23 protein-coding genes are annotated in these 23,647 nt (G+C 58.3%); 10 read left to right on the forward strand and 13 right to left on the reverse strand.

The window, feature by feature from the left end:
• Nucleotides 1-229: 229 nt before the first annotated feature.
• From lepB to lptF, 4 genes are all read right to left on the reverse strand, one after another.
• The gene (gene lepB, locus AC1D2P_RS25235) at nucleotides 230-1,084 is read right to left on the reverse strand and encodes a signal peptidase I (protein ID WP_109786049.1); all 855 of its coding nucleotides are present in this window, start codon (nucleotides 1,082-1,084) and stop codon (nucleotides 230-232) included.
• Nucleotides 1,085-1,089: 5 nt separating this feature from the next.
• Nucleotides 1,090-2,889 carry a translation elongation factor 4 gene (gene lepA / locus AC1D2P_RS25240; protein WP_046028997.1) on the reverse strand — a complete coding sequence of 600 codons (1,800 nt, stop codon included), beginning with the start codon at nucleotides 2,887-2,889 and terminating at the stop codon, nucleotides 1,090-1,092.
• 172 nt (nucleotides 2,890-3,061) lie between these two features.
• The gene (lptG, locus tag AC1D2P_RS25245; RefSeq protein ID WP_109786050.1) at nucleotides 3,062-4,123 is read right to left on the reverse strand and encodes an LPS export ABC transporter permease LptG; all 1,062 of its coding nucleotides are present in this window, start codon (nucleotides 4,121-4,123) and stop codon (nucleotides 3,062-3,064) included.
• On the reverse strand, nucleotides 4,116-5,234 hold the full coding sequence (lptF, locus tag AC1D2P_RS25250; protein WP_109786051.1) for an LPS export ABC transporter permease LptF: 1,119 nt from the start codon (nucleotides 5,232-5,234) through the stop codon (nucleotides 4,116-4,118). The genes lptG and lptF overlap by 8 nt, the downstream gene beginning before the upstream one ends.
• 307 nt (nucleotides 5,235-5,541) lie before the next feature.
• On the opposite strand from lptF, the gene AC1D2P_RS25255 reads away from it, so the two are divergent.
• From AC1D2P_RS25255 to rlmF, 5 genes are all read left to right on the forward strand, one after another.
• The gene (locus AC1D2P_RS25255) at nucleotides 5,542-7,032 is read left to right on the forward strand and encodes a leucyl aminopeptidase (protein WP_477811642.1); all 1,491 of its coding nucleotides are present in this window, start codon (nucleotides 5,542-5,544) and stop codon (nucleotides 7,030-7,032) included.
• 60 nt (nucleotides 7,033-7,092) lie between these two features.
• A complete protein-coding gene (locus AC1D2P_RS25260; protein WP_109786053.1) occupies nucleotides 7,093-7,521 on the forward strand; it encodes a DNA polymerase III subunit chi in 429 nt (142 codons plus the stop codon).
• A gap of 8 nt (nucleotides 7,522-7,529) precedes the next feature.
• Nucleotides 7,530-7,919, forward strand: coding sequence for a hypothetical protein (locus AC1D2P_RS25265; RefSeq protein ID WP_046028992.1), 390 nt, complete (start codon nucleotides 7,530-7,532; stop codon nucleotides 7,917-7,919).
• 124 nt (nucleotides 7,920-8,043) lie between these two features.
• On the forward strand, nucleotides 8,044-10,890 hold the full coding sequence (locus AC1D2P_RS25270; protein WP_109786054.1) for a valine--tRNA ligase: 2,847 nt from the start codon (nucleotides 8,044-8,046) through the stop codon (nucleotides 10,888-10,890).
• A gap of 217 nt (nucleotides 10,891-11,107) precedes the next feature.
• On the forward strand, nucleotides 11,108-12,130 hold the full coding sequence (gene rlmF, locus AC1D2P_RS25275) for a 23S rRNA (adenine(1618)-N(6))-methyltransferase RlmF (protein WP_109786055.1): 1,023 nt from the start codon (nucleotides 11,108-11,110) through the stop codon (nucleotides 12,128-12,130).
• A gap of 102 nt (nucleotides 12,131-12,232) precedes the next feature.
• Here rlmF and AC1D2P_RS25280 read toward each other — a convergent pair whose 3' ends face one another.
• Nucleotides 12,233-12,514, reverse strand: a complete 282-nt coding sequence (locus AC1D2P_RS25280) for an HU family DNA-binding protein (protein WP_007905514.1) — start codon at nucleotides 12,512-12,514, stop codon at nucleotides 12,233-12,235.
• 394 nt (nucleotides 12,515-12,908) lie between these two features.
• Between AC1D2P_RS25280 and yejK the strand changes: the two genes are divergently transcribed.
• Both yejK and AC1D2P_RS25290 read left to right on the forward strand, forming a co-directional pair.
• Complete coding sequence (gene yejK, locus AC1D2P_RS25285; RefSeq protein ID WP_007944833.1) at nucleotides 12,909-13,913, forward strand: nucleoid-associated protein YejK; 1,005 nt, start codon at nucleotides 12,909-12,911, stop codon at nucleotides 13,911-13,913.
• A complete protein-coding gene (locus AC1D2P_RS25290) occupies nucleotides 13,913-14,263 on the forward strand; it encodes a glutaredoxin family protein (protein WP_046028989.1) in 351 nt (116 codons plus the stop codon). Before yejK ends, AC1D2P_RS25290 begins: the two co-directional genes overlap by 1 nt.
• 119 nt (nucleotides 14,264-14,382) lie before the next feature.
• Here AC1D2P_RS25290 and AC1D2P_RS25295 read toward each other — a convergent pair whose 3' ends face one another.
• Nucleotides 14,383-15,318 carry a glutathione S-transferase family protein gene (locus AC1D2P_RS25295; RefSeq protein ID WP_477757752.1) on the reverse strand — a complete coding sequence of 312 codons (936 nt, stop codon included), beginning with the start codon at nucleotides 15,316-15,318 and terminating at the stop codon, nucleotides 14,383-14,385.
• 281 nt (nucleotides 15,319-15,599) lie between these two features.
• Between AC1D2P_RS25295 and AC1D2P_RS25300 the strand changes: the two genes are divergently transcribed.
• A complete protein-coding gene (locus AC1D2P_RS25300) occupies nucleotides 15,600-16,055 on the forward strand; it encodes a Panacea domain-containing protein (protein WP_109786056.1) in 456 nt (151 codons plus the stop codon).
• Between the two features lie 548 nt (nucleotides 16,056-16,603).
• On the opposite strand, the gene AC1D2P_RS25305 is transcribed toward AC1D2P_RS25300, so the two are convergent.
• The 4 genes from AC1D2P_RS25305 to AC1D2P_RS25320 form a co-directional block, all read right to left on the reverse strand.
• On the reverse strand, nucleotides 16,604-16,924 hold the full coding sequence (locus AC1D2P_RS25305) for a GIY-YIG nuclease family protein (RefSeq protein ID WP_109786057.1): 321 nt from the start codon (nucleotides 16,922-16,924) through the stop codon (nucleotides 16,604-16,606).
• Nucleotides 16,925-16,963: 39 nt separating this feature from the next.
• Nucleotides 16,964-17,434 carry a nuclear transport factor 2 family protein gene (locus AC1D2P_RS25310; protein WP_046028983.1) on the reverse strand — a complete coding sequence of 157 codons (471 nt, stop codon included), beginning with the start codon at nucleotides 17,432-17,434 and terminating at the stop codon, nucleotides 16,964-16,966.
• 113 nt (nucleotides 17,435-17,547) lie between these two features.
• Nucleotides 17,548-18,858: a CynX/NimT family MFS transporter gene (locus AC1D2P_RS25315; RefSeq protein WP_077430828.1), complete on the reverse strand. Its 1,311-nt coding sequence runs from the start codon at nucleotides 18,856-18,858 to the stop codon at nucleotides 17,548-17,550.
• The gene (locus tag AC1D2P_RS25320) at nucleotides 18,848-19,507 is read right to left on the reverse strand and encodes a FadR/GntR family transcriptional regulator (RefSeq protein ID WP_477757751.1); all 660 of its coding nucleotides are present in this window, start codon (nucleotides 19,505-19,507) and stop codon (nucleotides 18,848-18,850) included. The genes AC1D2P_RS25315 and AC1D2P_RS25320 overlap by 11 nt, the downstream gene beginning before the upstream one ends.
• Before the next feature lie 167 nt (nucleotides 19,508-19,674).
• Between AC1D2P_RS25320 and AC1D2P_RS25325 the strand changes: the two genes are divergently transcribed.
• The gene (locus AC1D2P_RS25325) at nucleotides 19,675-19,986 is read left to right on the forward strand and encodes a type II toxin-antitoxin system MqsR family toxin (protein WP_477757750.1); all 312 of its coding nucleotides are present in this window, start codon (nucleotides 19,675-19,677) and stop codon (nucleotides 19,984-19,986) included.
• On the forward strand, nucleotides 19,983-20,471 hold the full coding sequence (locus tag AC1D2P_RS25330; RefSeq protein WP_046028975.1) for a type II toxin-antitoxin system MqsA family antitoxin: 489 nt from the start codon (nucleotides 19,983-19,985) through the stop codon (nucleotides 20,469-20,471). The genes AC1D2P_RS25325 and AC1D2P_RS25330 overlap by 4 nt, the downstream gene beginning before the upstream one ends.
• Nucleotides 20,472-20,536: 65 nt before the next feature.
• Here AC1D2P_RS25330 and AC1D2P_RS25335 read toward each other — a convergent pair whose 3' ends face one another.
• Genes AC1D2P_RS25335 through AC1D2P_RS25345 form a run of 3 tightly spaced genes read right to left on the reverse strand, consistent with a single transcriptional unit; the run spans nucleotide 20,537 to nucleotide 23,601 of the window.
• Nucleotides 20,537-21,301, reverse strand: coding sequence for an amino acid ABC transporter ATP-binding protein (locus tag AC1D2P_RS25335; protein ID WP_007944823.1), 765 nt, complete (start codon nucleotides 21,299-21,301; stop codon nucleotides 20,537-20,539).
• Nucleotides 21,302-21,311: 10 nt separating this feature from the next.
• Complete coding sequence (locus AC1D2P_RS25340) at nucleotides 21,312-22,409, reverse strand: amino acid ABC transporter permease (RefSeq protein WP_477811643.1); 1,098 nt, start codon at nucleotides 22,407-22,409, stop codon at nucleotides 21,312-21,314.
• A gap of 10 nt (nucleotides 22,410-22,419) precedes the next feature.
• Nucleotides 22,420-23,601: an amino acid ABC transporter permease gene (locus AC1D2P_RS25345; RefSeq protein ID WP_109786060.1), complete on the reverse strand. Its 1,182-nt coding sequence runs from the start codon at nucleotides 23,599-23,601 to the stop codon at nucleotides 22,420-22,422.
• Nucleotides 23,602-23,647 lie beyond the last annotated feature (46 nt).

Here is a 23,647-nt window from a genome sequence, read left to right on the forward strand (position 1 = left end):
GTGTAGCCGAGCTGACGCTCTAGACGGCTTAAGGAGACGCTCACGGTTTACCCACGCTGAGTTCGTGGTTGGATTCCACCGCCATCGCCGAGAGTCGACGCAGGCCTGGGACAATTAACGCTGTGTTCAAAAATAACGTCCTGAATATCATTGGCTTCATGCTTCCGGCCCCGAAATCTATCGGTTCCAAAAATGCATTCGGCGCTGTGTTCAACAGCGCCGTGTGTGATTACTTGATCAGGCCAACCCGCGAAAAATTCGGCAGGTGACTGAGTTTAGGTTCCGGCCAACTCATCCAGACTGCGAAGGCCTTGCCGACGATATTCTTGTCGGGAACCATGCCCAGCAGATCCTTGGGAATAGTTGGATCATCCCAATAGCGACTGTCATTGGAGTTGTCGCGGTTGTCACCCATCATGAAGTAGTGCCCGGCAGGCACGGTCCACGAATGGTCCGGTGTTGCGCGATAGCGGCTCATTTCCTTGCGGATCAGGTGCTCGGCAACGCCGAGTTTTTCCTTATAGAGCTCAGCGCTACCCAGCGTTCCCGGCTCGGAGCCGACCATTTGTTCGGCAATCGATTCGCCGTTGACGAACAGACGCTTGTCAGCAGTGTAGCGAATCTTGTCACCCGGCAGGCCCACTACACGCTTGATGTAGTTGACGTTCGGATCGCTCGGGTAACGGAACACCATCACATCGCCGCGCTGTGGATCACCGACTTCGATGACTTTCTTGTCGATCACCGGCAGGCGGATCCCGTAAGAAAACTTGTTCACCAGAATGAAGTCGCCAACGTCCAGGGTCGGTTTCATCGAGCCGGAAGGAATCTGGAACGGCTCCACCAGAAACGAACGCAGGACCAGCACGATGAACAACACCGGGAAGAACGACTTGCCGTATTCGACCAGCATCGGCTCTTTGTTCAGTTTCTCGACCACCTGCACATCAGGCTGGCTGACGCTACCCTGATAGGAGGCAATGGCGGCACGCCGACGCGGGGCCAGCAAAACCATATCGAGCAACGCCAACAAGCCGCAGACGAACACGGCGATGACCAGCAACAGCGGGAAATTTAGTGACATAGGACCTAACTATCCAACCTGAGCACTGCAAGGAAGGCTTCTTGTGGAATTTCCACGTTGCCGACTTGCTTCATGCGTTTTTTACCGGCCTTTTGCTTTTCCAGCAGCTTTTTCTTACGGCTGACGTCACCACCGTAGCATTTGGCCAATACGTTCTTTCTCAGCGCCTTGACGGTTGTCCGCGCCACAATCTGCCCGCCAATGGCGGCCTGGATTGCCACGTCGAACATCTGCCGAGGAATCAGTTCCTTCATCTTCTCGGTCAACTGGCGACCTTTGTAGTGCGAGTTGTCACGGTGCACGATCAGCGCCAGGGCGTCGACCTTGTCACCGTTGATCAGCACATCCAGTTTCACCAGGCTGGCCGATTGATAACGATCGAAATGGTAGTCCAGCGAAGCATAGCCGCGACTGGTGGACTTCAGACGGTCGAAGAAGTCCAGCACCACTTCGTTCATCGGCAGGTCGTAGGTCACTTGTACCTGGGAGCCGAGGAACAGCATGTCGACCTGTACGCCGCGTTTCTCGATGCACAGGGTAATGACGTTGCCCAGGTGCTCTTGCGGCACAAGAATATTGGCCCGCACGATCGGTTCGCGCATGTCTTCAATCGAGGACAGGTCCGGGAGTTTCGACGGGTTATCGACGTAGATCGTCTCGCCGGTCTTGAGCAGCAGCTCGAAGATTACCGTCGGCGCCGTGGTGATCAGGTCCAGGTTGTACTCGCGCTCCAGGCGCTCCTGGATGATTTCCATGTGCAGCATGCCGAGGAACCCGCAACGGAAACCGAAGCCCAGGGCATCAGAACTTTCCGGGGTGTACTGCAGCGATGAGTCGTTGAGCGTGAGCTTTTGCAGGGCTTCACGGAAATCTTCGAAGTCGTCGGAGCTGACCGGGAACAGACCGGCGTAAACCTGCGGCTGGATACGTTTGAAGCCTGGCAGTACATCAACGTCCGGCGTCGAGCTCAAGGTCAGGGTGTCGCCCACTGGCGCGCCGTGAATGTCCTTGATGCTGGCGATGATGAAGCCCACTTCACCGGCCTTCAGGTCAACGGTAGGGGTGTGTTTCGGGTTGAATACACCGACGCTGTCCACCAGGTGGATCTTGCCGGTGGATTTGACCAGGATCTTGTCGCCCTTCTTCACACGCCCGTGGCGCACGCGTACCAGGGAAACAACGCCCAGGTAGTTGTCGAACCAGGAATCGATGATCAACGCTTGCAGCGGATCTTCGTAGTTGCCAGTCGGTGCAGGAATGGTGGCGACCAGACGCTCGAGCACTTCGTCGACGCCCAGACCGGTCTTGGCCGAGCACTCGACCGCATCGGTAGCGTCGATGCCAATGATTTTTTCGATTTCTTCTTTCACGCGATCCGGATCGGCCTGCGGCAGGTCGATCTTGTTCAGGACTGGCATGACTTCCAGGCCCTGCTCGATCGCCGTGTAGCAGTTGGCAACCGACTGCGCTTCAACGCCCTGACCGGCATCGACCACCAGCAATGCACCTTCACAGGCCGCCAGCGACCGGCTGACTTCGTAGGTGAAGTCAACGTGGCCGGGGGTGTCAATGAAGTTCAGCTGATACTTGATGCCATCGCGTGCGGTGTAATAAAGGGTGACGCTATGGGCCTTGATGGTGATCCCGCGTTCACGTTCCAGGTCCATGGAGTCCAGCACCTGGGCCTCCATTTCGCGCTCGGCAAGGCCACCGCACATTTGAATGAAGCGGTCGGCCAGCGTCGACTTGCCATGGTCAATGTGGGCGATGATGGAGAAATTGCGGATATGACTCAAATCACTCACGGATCAACACTCAAAAAGGCTGCAGGCATAGCCCGCCGAAAAATAGCCGGGAATTGTACCTGATCCGCGGTGCAAGCGTCACGTTCACAGGTCAGACGGCGGGTACAAAAACGCCCCGGTCTTGCGACAGGGGCGTTTCTTCATGGCAGGCGACGACAGGAGAAGCCCGTAATCAACCGGCTCGGCGCAACAGCCAGACACCGGCCAGGGCACAGACGCCGGCCGGGATCAGCACCGCAAACAGCGGCGAGAAACCGAACACCAGGCTCGAAGGCCCCAGCAAATCCTGGACGATACGGAAGGTGAACCCCACCAGTACGCCGGTGAATACTCGCTGACCGAGGGTCACCGAGCGCAAAGGACCGAAGATGAATGAGATCGCCATCAGGACGAGCGCGGCGGTGACCAACGGCTGCAATACCTTGACCCAAAACGCCAGCCAGTAACGGCCGTTGCTCAAGCCCTGGTCTGCCAGGTAGTGGATGTAACCCCACAGGCCGGAGATCGACAGCGACTCTGGTGCCATGACCACGGTATCCAACAACTGCGGGCTCAGGGCGATTTCCCAGCGCTCGACCGGCGTCGTCACCACTTCGGTGCTCTTTTCATGGAACACCGTGGTCGTGATGTCGGATAGCTGCCAGTGATCCTTGTCGAACTCGGCACGCTTGGCGAAGCTGGATGACAGCATGCGCCGCTCGTTATCAAAGCGATACCGCGTCACGCCATACAGCAGGCCGTTGGGCTGCACGGAGTTGACGTGAATGAACTCCTCACCCTGGCGATGCCACAAGCCGTGCTTGGCGCTTTGCGCATCGCCGCTGCCTTGAGCCAGCGAGCGATTGGCCTGAGCCGTCACTTCGGTGGCCGGCGCGACGTATTCGCCGATCAGTACACCTACTGCCATCAGGATCAGCATCGGCCTCATGACCGCCCAGACGATACGGCCGATCGATACGCCTGCGGCGCGCATGATGGTCAGTTCACTGTTGCTGGCCAGGCTGCCCAGACCAATCAGACATCCGATCAGCGCGGCCATTGGCAACATGTCGTAAAGACGGCGCGGCGCCGTTAGAAAGACGTAGCTGGCCGCATCAAGCAAGGTGTAGGTATCGCTGATTTCCCCCATCTCATCGATGAAGGCGAAGAGCGTCGCCAGGCCAAGAATGATCCCAAGCACGGCCAGAATGGCCACAAACACGCTGCTACCGATGTAGCGATCGAGCTTAACCACGAGCCACCTCCAACGCGCTGCGGCGACTCGCCATTTTCAAGCGCAACGGCTCCCAGTACAGCAATCCGAGACCAATGATCAGGAACAACCCGTGAACCCACCACAACCCCAGGGCTGGCGGAATCTTGCCCTTATCAAGAGCACCGCGAGCGGCAATCAGGATGGTCAGGTAAGCCATATAAAGAAGAATCGCCGGCAGCAACTTGAGGAAGCGACCCTGGCGCGGATTGACTCGCGCCAACGGCACCGCCATCAGGGTCACGATGAAAACCAGCAACGGCAGGGACAGCCGCCATTGCAGTTCAGCGCGCAAGCGAGTGTCGTCGCTGCCGATCAATGAACGGGTAGACATTGCATCACGGTCGGTCACTTCGTCGCTGACGTCCGGTTTTGGCAGCAACACGCCGTACTCGTCGTATTTGATCGCACGATAGTCGGCCTGCCCCGGATTACCGTCGTAGCGATAACCGTTGTCGAGAATCAGGTAGCGGTTGCCGTCCGGGCGGATTTCCTGACGGCCCCTTTCGGCCACCAGCACGGAAATCCCGCGATCCTTCTGGTCAGAGCTGGTGTTTTTTTGCGAAATAAACACGCCGCCCAGTTTGACGCGGTCATCCGTCAGCGTTTCGGTGTAGGTCACGCGGGTTCCGTCACGCAGGGCCTGGAAGCGACCCGGCTCGAGGGTGTCGAACTCGGTCAGGGCGTCCTGCTTGTTCAGCAACAACTGGAACTGATTGGCACCTTGTGGCGCCAGGCCCAGGCTCAACCACGCCACCACCAGCGCAACCAGCGTGGCCGGAAACAGCGTCATGGCGAGCAGACGCTGCTGACTCATACCGGTTGCCGACAACACCGTCATTTCGCTTTCAAGGTACAGGCGACCGTACGACAGCAGGATCCCGAGAAACAGGCCCAGAGGCAGGATCAACTGCAGGAAGCCTGGCAGACGGAACCCCATGATCAGGAACAGGGAGCCGGGATCCAGCAGGCCAGCGGCCGCCTGGGCAAGGTATTTGATAAAGCGACCGCTCATGATGATGACCAGCAGCACGGCGCTGACGGCGCTCAAGGTCAACAGGACTTCGCGGGATAGATAACGGAAGACAATCAAACCAGACACTCCAGGGTTGTCAGGCTAAGGCGGCCAAACAAGCAAACGTATCAGGCGCCCCACAGGACAGGGCCGCCGAAAAAGATGGCGCATTATCCTGTGATTGAGTGCGCCTGTCACTGCGCATGCTCAAGCTGGCGGTCAATGCGTTGAAGATCGTACAACCGAGGGTTGTCAGGCGCAGGGAGCGAGGTTCAAACTGCGGCCTTTGTCGCAGGCCGTGACCTGCGTCTTCCATCTATATAAGCAAGCGTCTGTGCGTCGCCGTTTTGCCCACGCACGTTGACCATTATTCAGGGACCCGGACATGGAACTGGTTGTAAAAAGCGTTAGCCCAGAAACGTTGAAGACCGCCACGCTGGTTGTCGCCGTCGGCGAAGGCCGCAAACTCGGTGCCGTGGCCAAACAACTGGACGAATTGAGCGGTGGTGCGATCAGCGCAGTGCTCAAGCGTGGCGACCTCGCCGGCAAAGTCGGCCAGAGCCTGTTGCTGCACAGCCTGCCGAACCTGAAGGCCGAGCGCGTTCTGTTGGTAGGCGTGGGCAAGGACGAAGAACTGGGCGACCGCCCGTTCCGCAAAATCATTGCCGGCGTACTCAACACCCTCAAAGGCCTGGGCGGCAACGATGCGGTACTGGCCCTGGATGAAGTCGTGGTCAAAGGCCGCGACAGCTACGGCAAGACCCGCTTGCTGGCGGAAACCCTGGTGGACGGCGAATACAGCTTCGACCAGTTCAAGAGCCAGAAAGCCGAACCCCGCGCCCTGAAGAAAGTCACCTTGCTGACCATCAAGGCTGCACAGGCTGAAGTCGAGCGCGCCGTGGCCCACGCCACTGCCATCGCCAACGGCATGGCCTTCACCCGTAACCTGGGCAACCTGCCGCCAAACATCTGCCACCCGACGTTCCTCGGCGAACAGGCCAAGAACCTCGGTAAAGAMTTCAAGACCCTGAAAGTCGAAGTCCTTGATGAAAAGAAGATCAAGGAACTGGGCATGGGTTCGTTCTACGCCGTCGGCCAGGGCAGCGCCCAGCCACCGCGCCTGATCGTCATGCAATACAACGGCGGCAAGAAATCCGAGAAGCCATACGCGCTGGTCGGCAAAGGCATCACCTTTGACACGGGCGGCATCAGCCTCAAGCCTGGCTTGGGCATGGATGAAATGAAGTACGACATGGGCGGCGCCGCCAGCGTATTCGGTACCCTGCGCGCCGTGCTTGAGCTGAAACTGCCGATCAACCTGGTGTGCATTCTGGCCTGCGCCGAGAACATGCCGAGCGGCAACGCTTCGCGCCCGGGCGACATCGTCACCACCATGAGCGGCCAAACCGTGGAAATCCTCAACACCGACGCCGAAGGCCGTCTGGTGCTGTGCGACGCGCTGACCTACTCCGAGCGTTTCAAGCCACAAGCGGTGATCGATATCGCCACCCTGACCGGCGCTTGCGTCGTTGCACTGGGCGCCCACACCTCGGGCCTGCTGGGCAACAACGACGAATTGATCGGCCAATTGCTCAGCGCCGGCAAGACTGCCGACGACCGCGCCTGGCAACTGCCGCTGTTCGATGAATACCAGGAGCAACTGGACAGCCCGTTCGCCGACATCGCCAACATTGGCGGCCCGAAAGCCGGCACCATCACTGCTGCCTGCTTCCTGTCGCGCTTCACCAAGAACCTGAACTGGGCACACCTGGATATCGCCGGCACCGCATGGACCAGCGGCGGCAAGGACAAGGGCGCCACTGGCCGTCCGGTTCCATTGCTGACCCAATACCTGCTGGACCGCGCCAAAGCCTGAAACCGATGACCCTGAACGGCGTCACTTTAGGGTGACGCCGGTCAAGGCTCAGGAACCGCAATGACCAAAGTCGACTTCTATATCCTGCCCAGCGCCGACCCTTCGGCTCGGCTGGATTTCGCCTGCAAGCTCACCGAAAAAGCCTGGCGCATGGGCCACCGCATTTACTTGCACTGCAGCGATGCCGCCCAGCGCGAGGAGCTCGATGCACGTTTGTGGGCGTTCAAGGGCGAAAGCTTCGTGCCTCATGGTCCTGCCGAAAGCGAACCGCAGAGCTTGATTGTGCTGGGGCTTGGTGATGACTGCGGTCAGCACCAGGATCTACTGGTCAATCTCGACCTGAAAGTGCCGGCATTCGCCAACAAATTCGCCCGCGTGGCGGAAGTGGTGGTGGAAGAGCCGATGATTCGTGCGGCTGCGCGGGAGAGTTTCCGTTTCTACCGCGAACAGGGCTATCCTCTGCAAGACCACCGTTTACAGCGACTCTGAGCATTCCGATGGACACTCCGAAACCGCAACAACAGTCCGCGCACCTGCTGGACGACCTCGAGTCGATCCGCCAACTGCTCGGCGATGACAACCTGCAACCACCGCTGCTGACCGACACGGTCGTTGACGGTGACCAGGAGCAGATTCCCATGTTGTTCGAATCTGTCGACAACGCGCCACAGCCCGTCGAACCCCCTTCACCGCCAGCCGCAGCCGCGCAACCATCACCGCCCCCGAGTAAAGGTCCCGACGCCCTGCTGCATCTGGACAGCGAATTGCGCGCTGCCGCGCTGTTGATCATGCAGGACGTGATCGACGACTTCGCCCCGCACATCGAAACCGAAATCAAACGCCGGCTGGATGCGCGGATGGAACGGTTGCTGAGCCAGTACGAATAACTCCCACAGTAGATCAGCGCTGTATTTGATACAGCGCCCTGTCCGCACCTGCTCGCCCTCTGCCCCTTGCCCCGCTATACTTGCCGGCTTTTCCTGAATAAATGCCAATAGGGTCCCGCCGCGCATGGATAAGACCTACCAGCCGCACGCCATTGAAGCTTCCTGGTACAACACCTGGGAGTCAGAGAATTACTTCGCCCCGCAAGGCGCGGGCGAGTCCTACACCATCATGATCCCGCCGCCGAACGTCACCGGCAGCCTGCACATGGGTCACGGCTTCAACAACGCGATCATGGACGCCCTGATCCGTTTCCGCCGCATGCAGGGTCGCAACACCCTGTGGCAGCCGGGCACCGACCACGCCGGTATCGCCACCCAAATGCTGGTGGAACGCCAACTCGAAGCTCAAGGCCAGAATCGTCACGATCTGGGCCGCGAGAAGTTCCTCGAGAAAGTCTGGGAGTGGAAAGATCAGTCCGGCGGCAACATCAGCCGTCAGATCCGCCGCCTCGGCTCGTCCGTGGATTGGAGCCGTGAGCGCTTCACCATGGACGATGGCCTCTCGGAAGCCGTAAAAGAAGCCTTCGTACGCCTGCACGAAGACGGTTTGATCTACCGCGGCAAGCGTCTGGTCAACTGGGACACCAAGCTGCACACCGCGATTTCCGACCTTGAAGTGGAAAACCACGACGAGAAAGGTTTCCTGTGGAACCTCAAATACCCGCTGGCCGACGGCGTAAAAACCGCGGAAGGCAATGACTATCTGATCGTCGCGACCACTCGCCCGGAAACCATGCTCGGCGACGCCGCCGTGGCCGTTAACCCGAACGACGAACGCTACAAAGCCCTGATCGGCAAATTTGTCGAGCTGCCTCTGGTTGGCCGCCGCATTCCGATCATCGCCGACGATTACTGCGACCCTGAATTCGGCACCGGTTGCGTGAAAATCACCCCGGCCCACGATTTCAACGACTACGAAGTCGGCAAACGCCACAACCTGCCGCTGCTGAACATCTTCGACAAGAACGCGGCCGTACTGCCGGCCTGCCAGGTGTTCAACCTCGACGGCACGCTGAACGACAGCATCGACGGCAAGATCCCGGCCGAATACGTCGGCCTCGACCGTTTCGAAGCGCGCAAGCAAATCGTTGCTGCATTCGACGCTGCAGGCCTGCTGGTCAGCGTCAACGATCACGCCCTGAAAGTGCCGAAAGGCGACCGTTCCGGCACCATCATCGAGCCGTGGCTGACCGACCAGTGGTACGTGTCGACCAAGCCATTGGCCGAGCCGGCCATCGCCGCCGTTGAAGACGGCCGCATCGCCTTCGTGCCAAAACAGTACGAGAACATGTACTTCTCGTGGATGCGTGACATCCAGGATTGGTGCATCAGCCGTCAGCTGTGGTGGGGCCACCGGATTCCGGCCTGGTACGACGAGTCGGGCAAAGTCTACGTCGGTCGCGACGAAGCCGAAGTTCGCGCCAAGAACAACCTCGGTCCGGACGTTGTACTGCAACAGGACAACGACGTTCTCGACACCTGGTTCAGCTCGGGGTTGTGGACCTTCTCCACACTCGGCTGGCCTGAGCAGACCGAATTCCTGAAGAAATTCCACTCCACCGACGTGCTGGTGACGGGCTTCGACATCATTTTCTTCTGGGTTGCCCGGATGATCATGCTCACCATGCACCTGGTGAAAAACGAAGACGGCACACCACAGGTTCCGTTCAAGACCGTTTATGTTCACGGTCTGGTGCGAGATGGCCAAGGCCAGAAGATGTCCAAATCCAAGGGCAACGTCCTGGACCCGTTGGACATCATCGACGGTATCGAACTGGAAGAGCTGGTGCAGAAACGCACCTCCGGCATGATGCAGCCGAAACTTGCGAAGAAGATCGAGAAGCAGACCCGCGAGGAGTTCGCCGACGGCATCGCCAGCTATGGCACCGACGCCCTGCGTTTCACCTTCTGCTCGCTGGCGTCCACCGGTCGTGACATCAAGTTCGATATGGGCCGCGTTGAAGGCTATCGCAACTTCTGCAACAAGATCTGGAACGCCGCGCGCTATGTTCTGGACAAGGGCGAAGACTGCGGCCAGAACGGTGAAGCCTTTGAGCTGTCCCTGGCGGATCGCTGGATCATTTCGCAGTTGCAACGCACCGAAGCCGAAGTGACCCGTCAACTCGACCAGTTCCGCTTCGACCTGGCGGCACAAGCCTTGTACGAGTTCATCTGGAACCAGTATTGCGACTGGTACCTGGAACTGTCCAAGCCTGTGTTGTGGGACGAGAACGCACCGGTCGAACGCCAGCGTGGCACCCGTCGCACCCTGGTTCGCGTACTGGAAGTTGCGTTGCGCCTGGCGCACCCGTTCATGCCATTCATCACCGAAGAAATCTGGCAGCGCCTGGCGCCGCTGGCCGGTATCGAAGGCAAGACGATCATGCTGCAACCTTGGCCAGTGGCTAACGAAGCGCGCATTGATCAGGCCGCCGAAGATGACATCGAATGGCTCAAGGGCTTGATGCTCGGCACACGCAACATCCGTGGCGAAATGAACATTGGTCCAGGCAAGCCGCTGCCATTGTTCCTGAAGAATGTCAGCACCGAAGACCAGCGTCGCCTCACCGAGAACGATGCCCTGCTGAAGAAACTGGCGCGTCTCGAATCGATCACTGTTCTGGCTGCCGGCGAAGAAGCACCGCTGTCTGCCACGGCACTGGTTGGCGAGATGGAAGTGCTGGTACCAATGGCTGGCCTCATCGACAAAGGTGCGGAACTGGCGCGTCTGGACAAGGAAATCCAGCGTTTGCAAGGTGAAGTGCAACGCGTCGGCGGCAAGCTGTCCAACGCTGGCTTCGTCGACAAGGCCCCGGCCGAAGTGATCGACAAGGAGCGCGCCAAACTGGCTGAAGCCGAACAGGCTTTGAGCAAGTTGGCCGAGCAGCATGCGCGGATTGCCAGTCTGTAACGGCAAATCGCAATGAAAAAGGGAGGCCCGCAACGGCCTCCCTTTTTTGTGCCTGTCACTTTATAACTAACAACGACTATTCCTGTAGGAGCCGAGCTTGCTCGCGATGGCGGCTGAACATTCGACATAGATGCAGCCTGACCGGATATTGCGTTCCCAAGAGCTGGATGTGGGACAATACCCGCCACTTTTAGCCATACCCGAATCGACCTCGCCCATGAACGCCCCCCGCACACCTAGACCTGCGCGTAAAAAGCCTGACACCGCGACCCCGGCCAAAGCCGTGGAACCGCGCGAAAAAGCCAGCCTTCACCCGCGCAACCGCCATCAGGGTCGTTACGACTTCCCGGCGCTGATCAAAACCACGCCGGAACTGGCGAAGTACGTGATCATCAACCCGTACGGCAAAGAAAGCATTGACTTCGCCAGCCCCGATGCGGTGCGTGTGTTCAACCGGGCGTTGCTCAAGTCGTTCTATGGCATCGCGCATTGGGACATCCCGGCTGATTACCTGTGCCCACCGGTTCCGGGTCGTGCCGACTACGTGCACTTCCTCGCCGACCTGTTGGCCAGCGTCAATGACGGTGAAATCCCTCGCGGCGCGCCAGTCAAAGTGCTCGATATCGGCATGGGCGCCAACTGCGTTTATCCGTTGATCGGCTACAGCGACTACCGCTGGCACTTCCTCGGCTCGGAAATCGATCCGACGGCCGTGGCCGCTGCCAAAGCCATCGTGCAGTCCAACGGGCTGAACAAAGCCATCCAGCTGCGCCAGCAAACCAACCCCAAGCACATTCTGCTGGGCCTGCTGGAGCCGGGCGAACGTTTTGACCTGACCATGTGCAACCCGCCGTTCCACGCCTCGATGGACGAAGCGACCAAGGGCAGCGAGCGTAAGTGGCGCGCCTTGGGCCGTGCCGACCCGAAACGTAAATTGCCGGTGCTGAACTTCGGCGGACAATCGGCTGAGCTGTGGTGCGAAGGTGGCGAGGCGCGGTTTGTCACGCAATTGATCGCCGAGAGCGCCCATTTCCAACACAAAGTGCTGTGGTTCAGCACCCTGGTGTCGAAGGCTTCAAATCTGCCAGCGATCCAGACCGCCTTGAAAAAGGCCGGCGTCCTGGAAAGCCAGGTGGTGGAAATGTCCCAAGGACAAAAGCAAAGCCGCTTCGTTGCCTGGACCTTCCAGACAAAATCCGAACAGCAAGTGTGGCGTGAACGCTGGGCTCGTAAAAGCTGATTAGCGACTGCAACAGCGGCTGACCGCCGGTCAGTCGCTGAATCGCAGACACAAAAAAACCGTGCCCGGATTGCTCCGGAGCACGGTTTTTTTTAACAAGTCTTACTTGTTAACAGCGTCGGTCAGGCCTTTGGCCACAACCAGCTTGATAACTTTCTTGGCAGCGATTTCGATGGCAGCGCCAGTCGAAGGGTTACGGCCAGTACGGGCAGGACGCTCAGTCACTTTCAGTTTGCCGATACCTGGCAGAGTGATTTCGCCGCCGTTTTCCAGCTGATCAGCAACGATTTGGCCCAGTTGGTCCAGAGCGTTACGCGCGGTGGTTTTTGGCGCGTCGATGGCTTCAGCGATGTCGGCGATCAGTTGGTCTTTAGTAAGAGCCATGTAGTGTTCCTTCCCTATCAAATTCATATGGATTGCAGAGTGCAGTGTCAGCCATCGAGCCCGATCTTCTGGATCTGGCACCCTCGGCCAATAACCACTGGATCGGGGTTATAGATACCGAAATCAGGGTTTGGTTCGACCTGACAAATGCTGAATGCACGCTTAACGCAGTGACTTCGCGTAAGACGGGGCAAAACTAGCACAGAGACGGGGAAATATCCGCCTCTAGCTACCCATTTGGTCAGCTTTATTGCTCTAAATCGGGAAAAAAACGCATAAGCACCGTCGGTCGCCCGGGATTTGCCCTTCATGCCGCGCCAAAACCAGTGGTTGCGGTACACTTGGCACTTTTTCGGGGAGCACGCCCTCCTCTCTTCATTCAGCCGAGAAGCCCATGCCGATCCGTCATTGCATCGTCCACCTGATCGACAAAAAACCCGACGGCACACCCGCAGTTCTTCACGCCCGCGACTCTGAACTCGCCGAGTCGAGCGCGATCGAGAACATGCTTGCCGACCTCAATGAGAGCTACAACGCCAAACAAGGCAAGGCGTGGGGGTTTTTCCATGCCGAATCCGGCGCGCACCCGTTCAGCGGCTGGCTGAAGGAATACTTCGAGGGCGGCAAGGACTTCACGGCGTTCAGCCGGGTGGCAGTAGAGCACCTGCAAAAGCTGATGGAAGAGTCGAACCTCTCGGTGGGCGGCCACGTGCTGTTTGCCCATTACCAACAAGGCATGACCGATTACCTGGCCATCGCGCTCCTGCACCACAGTGAAGGCGTTGCAGTGACCGATCAGCTGGATGTCACCCCGTCCCGCCATCTGGATTTGGGCCAATTGCACCTCGCGGCGCGGATCAACGTGTCCGAGTGGCAGAACAACAAGCAATCCAAGCAGTACATTTCGTTCATCAAAGGCAAGAACGGGAAAAAGGTTTCGGAGTATTTCCGCGACTTCATCGGTTGCCAGGAAGGTGTCGACGGCCCTGGTGAAACCCGCACTTTGCTCAAAGCCTTCAGCGACTTCGTGGAAAGTGAAGATTTGCCGGAGGAATCTGCCCGCGAGAAGACCAAGACCCTGGTCGATTACGCCAGCAGCCAGGCCAAACTCGGTGAGCCCATGGGCCTGGAAGAACTCTCGGAGCTGATCGACGAAGAGCGCCCGAAAGCCTTCTACGATCACATCCGTAACAAGGACTACGGCCTGTCCCCGGAAATCCCGGCGGACAAACGCACCCTGAACCAGTTCCGCCGCTTCACTGGCCGCGCCGAAGGCTTGTCGATCAGCTTCGAAGCACACCTGCTGGGTTCGAAGATCGAGTACGACGAAGAAGCCGGCACGCTGATCATCAAAGGCCTGCCCACCCAACTGACCGACCAGCTCAAGCGACGCAACTGATGCTGAACAGCATCCTGAAGAAATTCCTGCTGATCGTGTTGGTGGTCGTGGTCTACCAGAACTGGGGCAAGATCGAGCGGGTGTTCAACCCCTCACAAGTCGTGTCAGAGCAGACGCAGGCCAAGGCCAACGTCGTGCTCTACGCGACCGACTGGTGCGGCTACTGCAAGCTGACCCGGCGTTTTCTCGACCAGAAAGGTATTCCGTACAAGGAATTCGACATCGAGAAAGATGCCGAGGCGCGCAAGGCTTATGAAGCCTTGGGTGGTGGCGGAATTCCGATCATCGACGTGAATGGTACGTTGATTCGCGGGTATGACCCGGATGCGATCCTCGCCGCATTGAAGTAACTCTTCGCCTCACACAATTCCTGTAGGAGCCTGGCTTGCCCGCGATGGCCGCGACTCGGTCTAACAGTCACACCGCGTAATCGTTCATCGCGGGCAAGCCATGCTCCCACAGGGGCAGGTCAGTGTTTCTCGATGCGGAATCCGAACCGTGGAAAGTGCACATGCACCACGCCGCCACGCTCGTCTTCACGACGCAGAATCAATTCCTCGCTGCCCGCGAACACTAATTCCCCGGCCACCGGATCAACGCCATAATCGGTTGCGGCAATGACCACCTGCTGGCCCGCCTCAAATCCATTGGGCTCATCGAACTGCTCATCCGGCAGTGCCGCTGGCGTGCTATTGCGCGCGATCTCCAGCGCCTCTTCGGAGGTCATCTCGCTGAAGGCACCGTGCCCGAAACCCAATACTCGCGCGTGCCACGCGGCAACCGCCGGGTAAGCATCCACCAGCGGTGCAGTGACCGGGGTGGCTTTGAGGAACCAGAGGCAATGCGCCAGGGCGAAGTCGGCAATCGACGGTTCGCCGAACAGGAAGTCACCCTGCTCGCGCTGCAATTGCAGCTCCAGCCGCGACATGATCGTGGGCCACTGGTGCCGCGCCTGCTCGGCGGACAATCGGGTCGCACTACCGCCACTGAACAATCCAGCGCGGTCAGCGAGAAACGCCTTGATTGCTTCCGGCGACAACCTGCCAAATCTGACGGCGATCGATTCCGGCTGAAACACCAGGCTGACCGCATGCTGGAACACCACCGAATCGGCCCATGCAGCGAAGGTCGCGGCAATCATTTCCTGACCTTCCGGGAAGAACGCCGGCAAGGCTTTTTCCTGTTCCAGTCGACGGGCGATCAGCGACGTGTCGCAGTAAATATCCGCCCCGATCTGCAATACCGGCGTCTTGCGGTAACCGCCAGTCAACGCCGTCAGATCGGGTTTTGGCATCACCGGCGAGATGTTCACCGAGCGCCAGGACAGCCCCTTGAAGCCCAGCAGCAGGCGGGCCTTTTCGGCAAAAGGGGACGTCGGGTAATGATGAAGAATCAACTCGGACATGCTCGGCTCCGCCGCACGGATTAGGAATCCGCAGCTTAGCGCGCAATCCGCACGCGGCCTACAGATCTGCCTGATGGGAACCTATCAGTCAGGTTGATAAGCCCGCAGCAGCACTCGCCACCAGACATTTCTTGGCTAAGAGAGGCACAAGTCAGTCAGTTGGCGGCCTTGAAACATGCCGACCATCGACAGACCACTGTACATATAGACATATAGGTTTATATCCGGCACATTTCGCCCCCATTGTTATAATTTGGGTCTGCAAACCCAAGGAGATTGAAATGCCTGCTCAACACATCCCGGTCCGGGCTGTCGATGTAGCGGCCGCCATTCAGGAGCGAATGGGGGAAATGACAGCAATGAAGCTTCAAAAACTTGTTTACTACAGCCAGGCTTGGTCACTTGTTTGGGATGAGGCACCGCTCATAACGGAGCAGGTGCAGGCGTGGGCAAATGGCCCAGTAATTCCTGAGCTCTACACCGCTCATAGGGGGCTTTACTCAGTCGCACCAGGCCAGATCGAAGGCGACTCGGGCAAACTCGACAAAGACCAACTTGAAACGATTGAAGCCGTGTTACAGCACTACGGTGACAAGCACTCTCAATGGCTAAGTGACCTCACACACGCAGAAGACCCATGGAAAAATGCTCGCCAACAAGCTGGCTTGACGGACGGCGCGCGAGGCAACGTTGAAATCAGCCAAGCGGCTATGGCCGAGTATTACAGCTCTTTGTGAGGCTTTATGGCGAAGGGATCGCAAAAAAAGTACCAAAAACCCGCGTAGCTCCAACTTTCGACAAACCTGCAAAGCACCCCCACTCGCGAGAGATGCCAATATCCGGCATTTCCTGGCGCTTCAGCCGCATCGATAAAGGCGGTCCTTTTTCATGGTCTGATCTCGCAGAACCCACTGACTACAAAGCTGTAATGGAACGCTTGCACTGCTTTGAAACGATGTGCGCACGGGAGATACGAGAAAGCGGCTCGCATGACATCGATATAGTCGACTTGTCGAAGGGAGCACGACATCGACTCCAAGAAATCCAACAAGACGACATTGATTCCCTGATGTCATTTCGTATCACCGGCGCAAAAAGAGTTTTTTGTATTCGAGAGCGTGAAGTCATGCGCGTTCTTTGGTATGACCCGGACCACCAAGTCTGCCCTTCACTAAAAAAACACACTTGAACCATGCTCGTTTGATGCTTTGGGCACTCGCATGCTAGCAACGGCATCCTCATCTAAGTGCATCGCTTCGAAACTCCTACGATCTTGGTCAACTTATCAAATCGATAAGCCCGCAGCAGCACTCGCCACCAGACATTCCTTGGCACTTTTCTTGAGTTTTTTGATCAGCCGTTCCTGTCGTAGCGCTTCGCTTTTATCGCGACAGACTTCGGTGTAGACCAAGGCCACGGCAGGGCTGGACAGGAAAAACCGCGCGCCCTTGCCGCTCTGGTGAGTGGCGAAGCGACGCACGGGATCGTCGCTGATCCCGCAGTAGAGCGAACCATTGGCCGCGCGAACGAGGTAGACGAACCAGGGTTTGCTGACGGGCAGCGCTGGCTCGGCGGCAATGTCGGAAGATTCGCTCTGGGTGTTCACGTGACGATCAAGGCTTGTAGGAAACAAGCCGCGATCTTATCAGCGACTGGCCTGGAATGCCTTCAGCCCCTTCAGGGCTTGAGCTCGCACGGCGTTTCTGACCAGAGGTGTCCAGCCCAGAATCAGCCCTTTGAAACCCAGCGCCTGGCGGGACCAGGTCCACAGGTCGAAGCTGTCGTGATGTTCGCAAATCTTGCCATCGCGAAATATGAAGCGGGCCTGAATGTCGTTGACCACGGTGTTGCCAGTCTGGCTGAACAGATACGTCGCGACCCAATGCGCACCGCCGGTGCGCTCGTCGGCCCGCACGTTATCGAACGTCAGGGAGAAATCCTTCGCCCGGGTGGTGAGCATGCGCCACATGTCGCCGGCGTCGCGGCCGCGCAGTTCACCGAACGCCGGATCACTGAACACCACGTCGTCGGTATAGCAGGCGCTCATGGCCTCGGCATCCAGACGCTGGAAAGCTTGATAGAACCGGGTGATCAATTCGTTGTGGGCATCACTCATGGGCAGACTCCCTGTGCTTGCAAAATGGCCTTGAAAGATTGCCTGCACGATAGTCTGCAACGGAGCGAAACACTATCGGCATTCGCGGGCCGAATACCGACAGTGCGCAGGCGTCAGACTTTTTCGCTTTCGACTCGAACGTACAGCGAACGTCCTGCACCGAGCCCGGCAACAATTGCACCGAGACCAATCACGCCAAAGATCCAGCCCAGCGCCGTCCAGCCGCCGGTCCAGTCATGCACGATACCCACCGCGAACGGTCCCATTGATGCCAGGGTGTAGCCGAACCCCTGGGCCATGCTCGACAGGTTGGCCGCGACATGCGAGTCCCGCGAGCGCAGCACAATGAGGGTCAATGCCAGACTGAACGTRGCGCCCTGCCCCAGACCGAGCAGAATCGCCCAGCCCCACAGGCCTTCAATCGGCGCATACAGACAGCCGAACAGGCCGCCGAGGGTCATCAGCATCACTACCACAATCGCCAGGCGCTGATCCTTGCCGCGTGTCGCCAGCCAAGGCGCCGCCAGTGAACTGACCAACTGAACAATCACCGAACCTGACAGCACCAGACCGGCTTGTGTCGGCGTCAGGCCACGGCCGATCAGGATCGACGGCAACCAGCCAAACACGATGTAGGCCAGGGAGGATTGCAGCCCCATGTACAAGGTCACTTGCCACGCCAACGGATCACGCAGTAGCCCGCGAACCCGGTAAGCGACATTGTGTGCACCGTGTTTCTGGCCGCCCACTTGCGGCAACCAGAAGATCGCCGCGATCAATGCTGGCAACACCCAGAAGCCAAGACCCAAGGCCCAGCTTTTGTCGAAATGCTCGCTCAGTGGCACGGTCGCACCTGCGGCCATCGCCGCCCCCAGACACAAAGCCATGGTGTAGACACCGGTCATGGTGCCGGCCTGTTTCGGGAAATCTCGCTTGACGATACCGGGCAACAAAACACCGATCACACCAATGCTCGCACCAGCCAGCACACTGCCGGCGAACAAGCCTGTCTGGCCAAATGAGCTGCGCAAAATGATCCCGCCCGCCAGCATCAGCAGAATGCCCAACACCACCCGCTCGGCACCAAACCGTCGCGCCAGCACCGGCGCCAACGGCGCGAACAAGCCGAGGCACAGCACCGGTAAAGTCGTCAGCAGGCCGGCCTGGGCAGCCGACAAACCGAGGGTCTTCGAGACCTCGCTGAGCATCGGCGCCATGCTCGACAACGCCGGGCGCAAGTTCAACGCCACCAGGATCAGCCCCAGTAACAACAGCCATGGCCGGCGCAGTATCGGGTGACTTTGCTGGACTTGTTCGTCATCCGCTTCGGCGTCAATCAGCAGCTCTTCGAGCTCCGTCGTGCGCTTGGATTGGGCGAGGTTGTTTTCGCTGCTGGACATGGGCTTCCCGGTTTCAAGGTTCATTGATCAACTGCCTCGACAAGGCTTTGGCCCGCTCCGGGTCACGTTGTTCGACGGCATCCAGCAGCTCGATATGCAGGTCGAATACTTCCTGGCGTCGCGGGGTGATATTCAGGGTCTGGCGCAATTGCGCGCCGATGACGCTGGAGAAATAGCGATACAGCTCGCTGAGCGTCGGGTTGTGCGCGGCATCCACCAGACGGCGGTGGAAGACCAGGTCGCAGGCGATGTAACTGTCGAGATCGCCGTGGTAATGACGGCCGCTGACGCTGAGTGCCTCGCGCAACGCCACCAGGTCTTCATCCGTTCTGCGTAACGCAGCGAGACCGATGGCTTCAACTTCGAGGATGTGCCGCGTTTCGCGGGCCTGCTCATGGGAGCAGCGGGACAAGGCTTTCATCGTGTCCAACGGATCGATCACGGCCCGCAGGTAACTGCCGTCGCCCTGGCGGATTTCGATCAATCCGGAAAACGCCAATACACGCATGGCTTCGCGCACCGTGTTGCGGCTGATGCCCAGTTCGGTCGCCAGTTCCGGTTCGGTGGGTAGACGTTGGCCGACGACCCAGACGCCTTGCGTGATACGAAGGCGTAGCTGGTCCAGCGCTTGGTCGACCAAGGATCGCTTGGTCAATGGAGAAATGTCTGACATGGAATTCGCCCTTTCATCCAATCATAGGATGAATTTTCTGACATGTTAGTCAGCTACGTGTAGGACGGCAACCGCCTACGGTCAGAGAGAAGGAAATGGAGCGGGATTTTCGATTGGTCAAAATTACCCTTTAAGGGTAATTTCAGGGATAGGGTTCACAGCTTCTTATGGAAAAGAACACACCCCACTACGCCTTGTCAGTCATCAAGGACGAGGTAAGAAGGCAAGGAGCCAAAGCGTTTACTCAAGTCGCATTGAGATCTGGCACGCAAATGGGATTGCACCTGCGAGATATGGAATCAATCATTTGCTCGCTGGAACGCCGAATGCTCTACAAGTCAATGACGTGCCACTCCGATCACCGAAGGTGGCAGGATGTTTACCACACTACATTTCGTGAAATGGAGCTCTACATCAAAGTGACCTACTGCCCCAACGGTGGGCCCCCGGTGATCTCTTTCAAGGAGCGGAACTTATGAACACGCGGCAATGCATGAGTTGTGGCACTCGACATGCCATGCAACATTTCGAAGGTCGCAGCCTCAGTGTCGACTACAAGAACGTATCACGCTGGGTGCACGATATCGCCGGCTGGGAGTGCAAGGTATGCGGTGAAATCATTTTCGATAATGAAACTGACAGCGCCGAGCGCTATTCCGACGCTGGCGATAAATTGCTCGAAGACTGCTTTCAGACCATGGGCGCGGAGATGAAACGCATCCGCCGAAAATTACATCTCACGCAGAAGGAAGCGGTGAAGCAGCTTTCCGGTGCTGGCCACAATGCGTTCTCACGTTACGAGCGCGGCGAACTTCCACCCCCTCAAGCGTTGTTCACGCTGATGCGCCTGCTGGATCGGCATCCTCACTTGCTGGCTGAAATACAAGCCATGAACGAAGGTTCCGACTTGAAGCGACTGCTGGCAGCACGCTTCCCGGAGCAGGAAACGGTACTGGCGTCCTGACCCCGAATATCAGCCAAAAATAAACCCGGAACACTGTCCGGGTTTATTTCACTGCCTGGCTTCGATCAATGCAGGATCTGGCTCAGGAACATCTTGGTCCGCTCATTCTGCGGGTTATCGAAGAAGTCGTTCGGCGCGGCCTGTTCCACGATTTCACCCTTGTCCATGAAGATCACGCGATTGGCCACGGTACGGGCGAAGCCCATTTCGTGGGTTACGCAGAGCATGGTCATGCCGTCTTCAGCCAGGCCGATCATGGTGTCCAGCACCTCTTTCACCATCTCGGGGTCGAGCGCGGAAGTGGGTTCATCGAACAGCATGATTTTCGGTTTCATGCACAGCGCGCGGGCAATCGCCACACGCTGTTGCTGACCACCGGACAGTTGCCCCGGGAATTTATGCGCCTGCTCCGGAATGCGTACGCGCTCCAGGTAATGCATGGCGATTTCCTCGGCCTGGCGCTTGGGCATTTTGCGTACCCACATCGGCGCCAAAGTGCAGTTCTGCAGAATGGTCAGGTGCGGAAACAGATTGAAGTGCTGGAACACCATGCCGACTTCACGGCGCACCGATTCGATCTGCTTGAGGTCGTTGGTCAGTTCCACGCCATCGACCACGATGCGCCCCTGCTGGTGTTCTTCCAGTCGATTGAGGCAACGGATGGTGGTGGACTTGCCGGAACCCGACGGGCCGCACAACACAATACGCTCGCCCTGTTTCACGTTCAGGTTGATGTCTTTCAACACGTGAAACTGGCCGTACCACTTGTTCACGCCCTGCATCTGAATAATGCCTTCAGGGCTCACAGGCTTTTTGATTGCTTCGCTCATTACAGAACTCCTAACGCTTGTGGCCAGTGTCGAGCTTGCGTTCCAGATGCATGGAATAGCGCGACATACCAAAACAGAAAATCCAGAACACCAGGGCCGCGAACACATAACCTTCAGTAGCCATGCCCAGCCATTTCGGGTCGGCGGCGGCTTGTTTGACGCTGTTGAGCAGGTCGAACAGGCCGATGATGATCACCAGGCTGGTGTCCTTGAACAGCGCAATGAAGGTGTTGACGATGCCGGGAATGACCAGCTTCAGGGCTTGCGGCAGGATCACCAGGCCCATGCTGCGCCAGTAACCGAGGCCCATCGCGGCAGCCGCTTCGTACTGACCTTTTGGAATCGCTTGCAGACCACCGCGCACCACTTCGGCCACATAGGCCGACTGGAACAGGATCACGCCGATCAGCGCCCRCAACAGTTTGTCGAAGCTCATGCCTTCAGGCAGGAACAACGGCAGCATCACCGACGACATGAACAGCACCGTGATCAACGGCACGCCGCGCCAGAATTCGATGAAGGTCACGCAGACCACGCGAATCGCCGGCATGTTCGACCGACGGCCCAACGCCAGGACAATCCCCAGCGGCAACGCACCGGCAATCCCCACGGTGGCGATCACCAGGGTCAGCATCAGCCCGCCCCACTGGCTGGTTGCCACGTTGGTCAAGCCGAAGATGCCGCCATGCAACAGGAAGTAGGCAATGATCGGGTACAGCACCAGGAAGCTCAGCGCGTATACCGCTTTACGGTGAAAGCGCGAGATGAACAACGGTGCAATGCCGATGACGGCCAGCCACACGGTCATGTCCACGCGCCAGCGCAGTTCCGGTGGGTAGTAGCCGTACATGAACTGACCAAAACGCTGTTGGATAAACACCCAGCAGGCGCCTTCCTTGGTGCAGTCGGCGCGGGTCGTGCCCACCCAGTTGGCGTCGAGGATGGCCCAGTTCAGGATCGGTGGGACGACCAGGTAAATCAGGTAAAACGCGAACAGGGTCAGCAAGGTGTTGAGCCAGCTGGAAAACATGTTCGCGCGCATCCATGCAACCACACCGATGCTGCTGCTCGGTGGAGGCATGTCAGGTTTGAAAGTATGAGTACTCATGCGCTTTTCCTTACCGCTCGATCAGCGCAATGCGCTTGTTGTACCAGTTCATCAGCAGGGAGATGCTGATACTGATCGCCAGGTACACGCTCATGGTGATGGCAACCACCTCGATCGCCTGCCCGGTCTGGTTCAGCACCGTACCGGCAAACAACGAAACCATTTCCGGATAACCGATACCGGCCGCCAGCGAGGAGTTTTTCGCCAGGTTCAGGTATTGGCTGGTGAGCGGTGGAATGATCACGCGCAAGGCTTGCGGGATGATCACCTTGCGCAGCGTCGGACCGTTGCGCAGGCCAAGCGAATGCGCCGCTTCGGTCTGGCCGTGGCTGACCGACTTGATGCCCGAACGCACGATTTCGGCGATGAACGCCGCGGTGTACACCGTCAGGGCCAGGGTCAACGCCAGCAATTCCGGGATCAGTACCCAGCCACCGATGAAGTTGAAGCCTTGCAGCTTTGGCATTTCCCAGTGCAGCGGCGCGCCGAAAATCAGTGCGCACAGCGCCGGTATCACCAGGAACATCGCCAGACCGGTCCAGAATTTGTGGAACGGTACACCGGTCTCTTCGAAGCGCTTGGTCGCCCACCGGCTCATCACCACGATGGCGACGATGGCCACCACAACGCTCGCCACAAACGGCCAGAACCCGTCCGCCATCAGGGCGGCCGGCATGTTCAGGCCGCGGCTGCTGACGTAGAAGGTGTCGCCGAAATTATGACTGTTACGCGGCCCCGGCATCGTCAGGAACACCGCGAAGTACCAGAACAGGATTTGCAGCAGTGGCGGAATATTGCGGAAGACTTCCACATACACCGTCGCTACCTTGCTGATGATCCAGTTCTTCGACAGCCGTGACACGCCGACGATGAACCCGAGGATCGTCGCCAGGATCACGCCGATGAAGGTCACCAGCAGCGTGTTGAGCAAGCCGATGACAAACACTCGGGCATAGGTGTCCGATTCGGTGTAGTCGATCAGGTGTTGAGCGATGCCGAAACCGGCACTGCGCTCCAAAAAGCTGAAACCGGAGGTAATGCCCCGGTGCTGAAGATTGGTCTGGGTGTTATCAAACAGATACCAGCCCATCGAGACCACCGCCACGATGGTGATGATCTGAAATAGCCACGCACGCACTTTGGGATCGCTGAGGCTAAGCCTCTGCTTTGGTGCGCCGATTGAATTTTGCATGAAGTGCCCCGGATGTAATGGAACAGAACATCACCCGGTGGTTGGC

It is taken from the genome of Pseudomonas sp. P1_F1_2 (assembly GCF_056405815.1).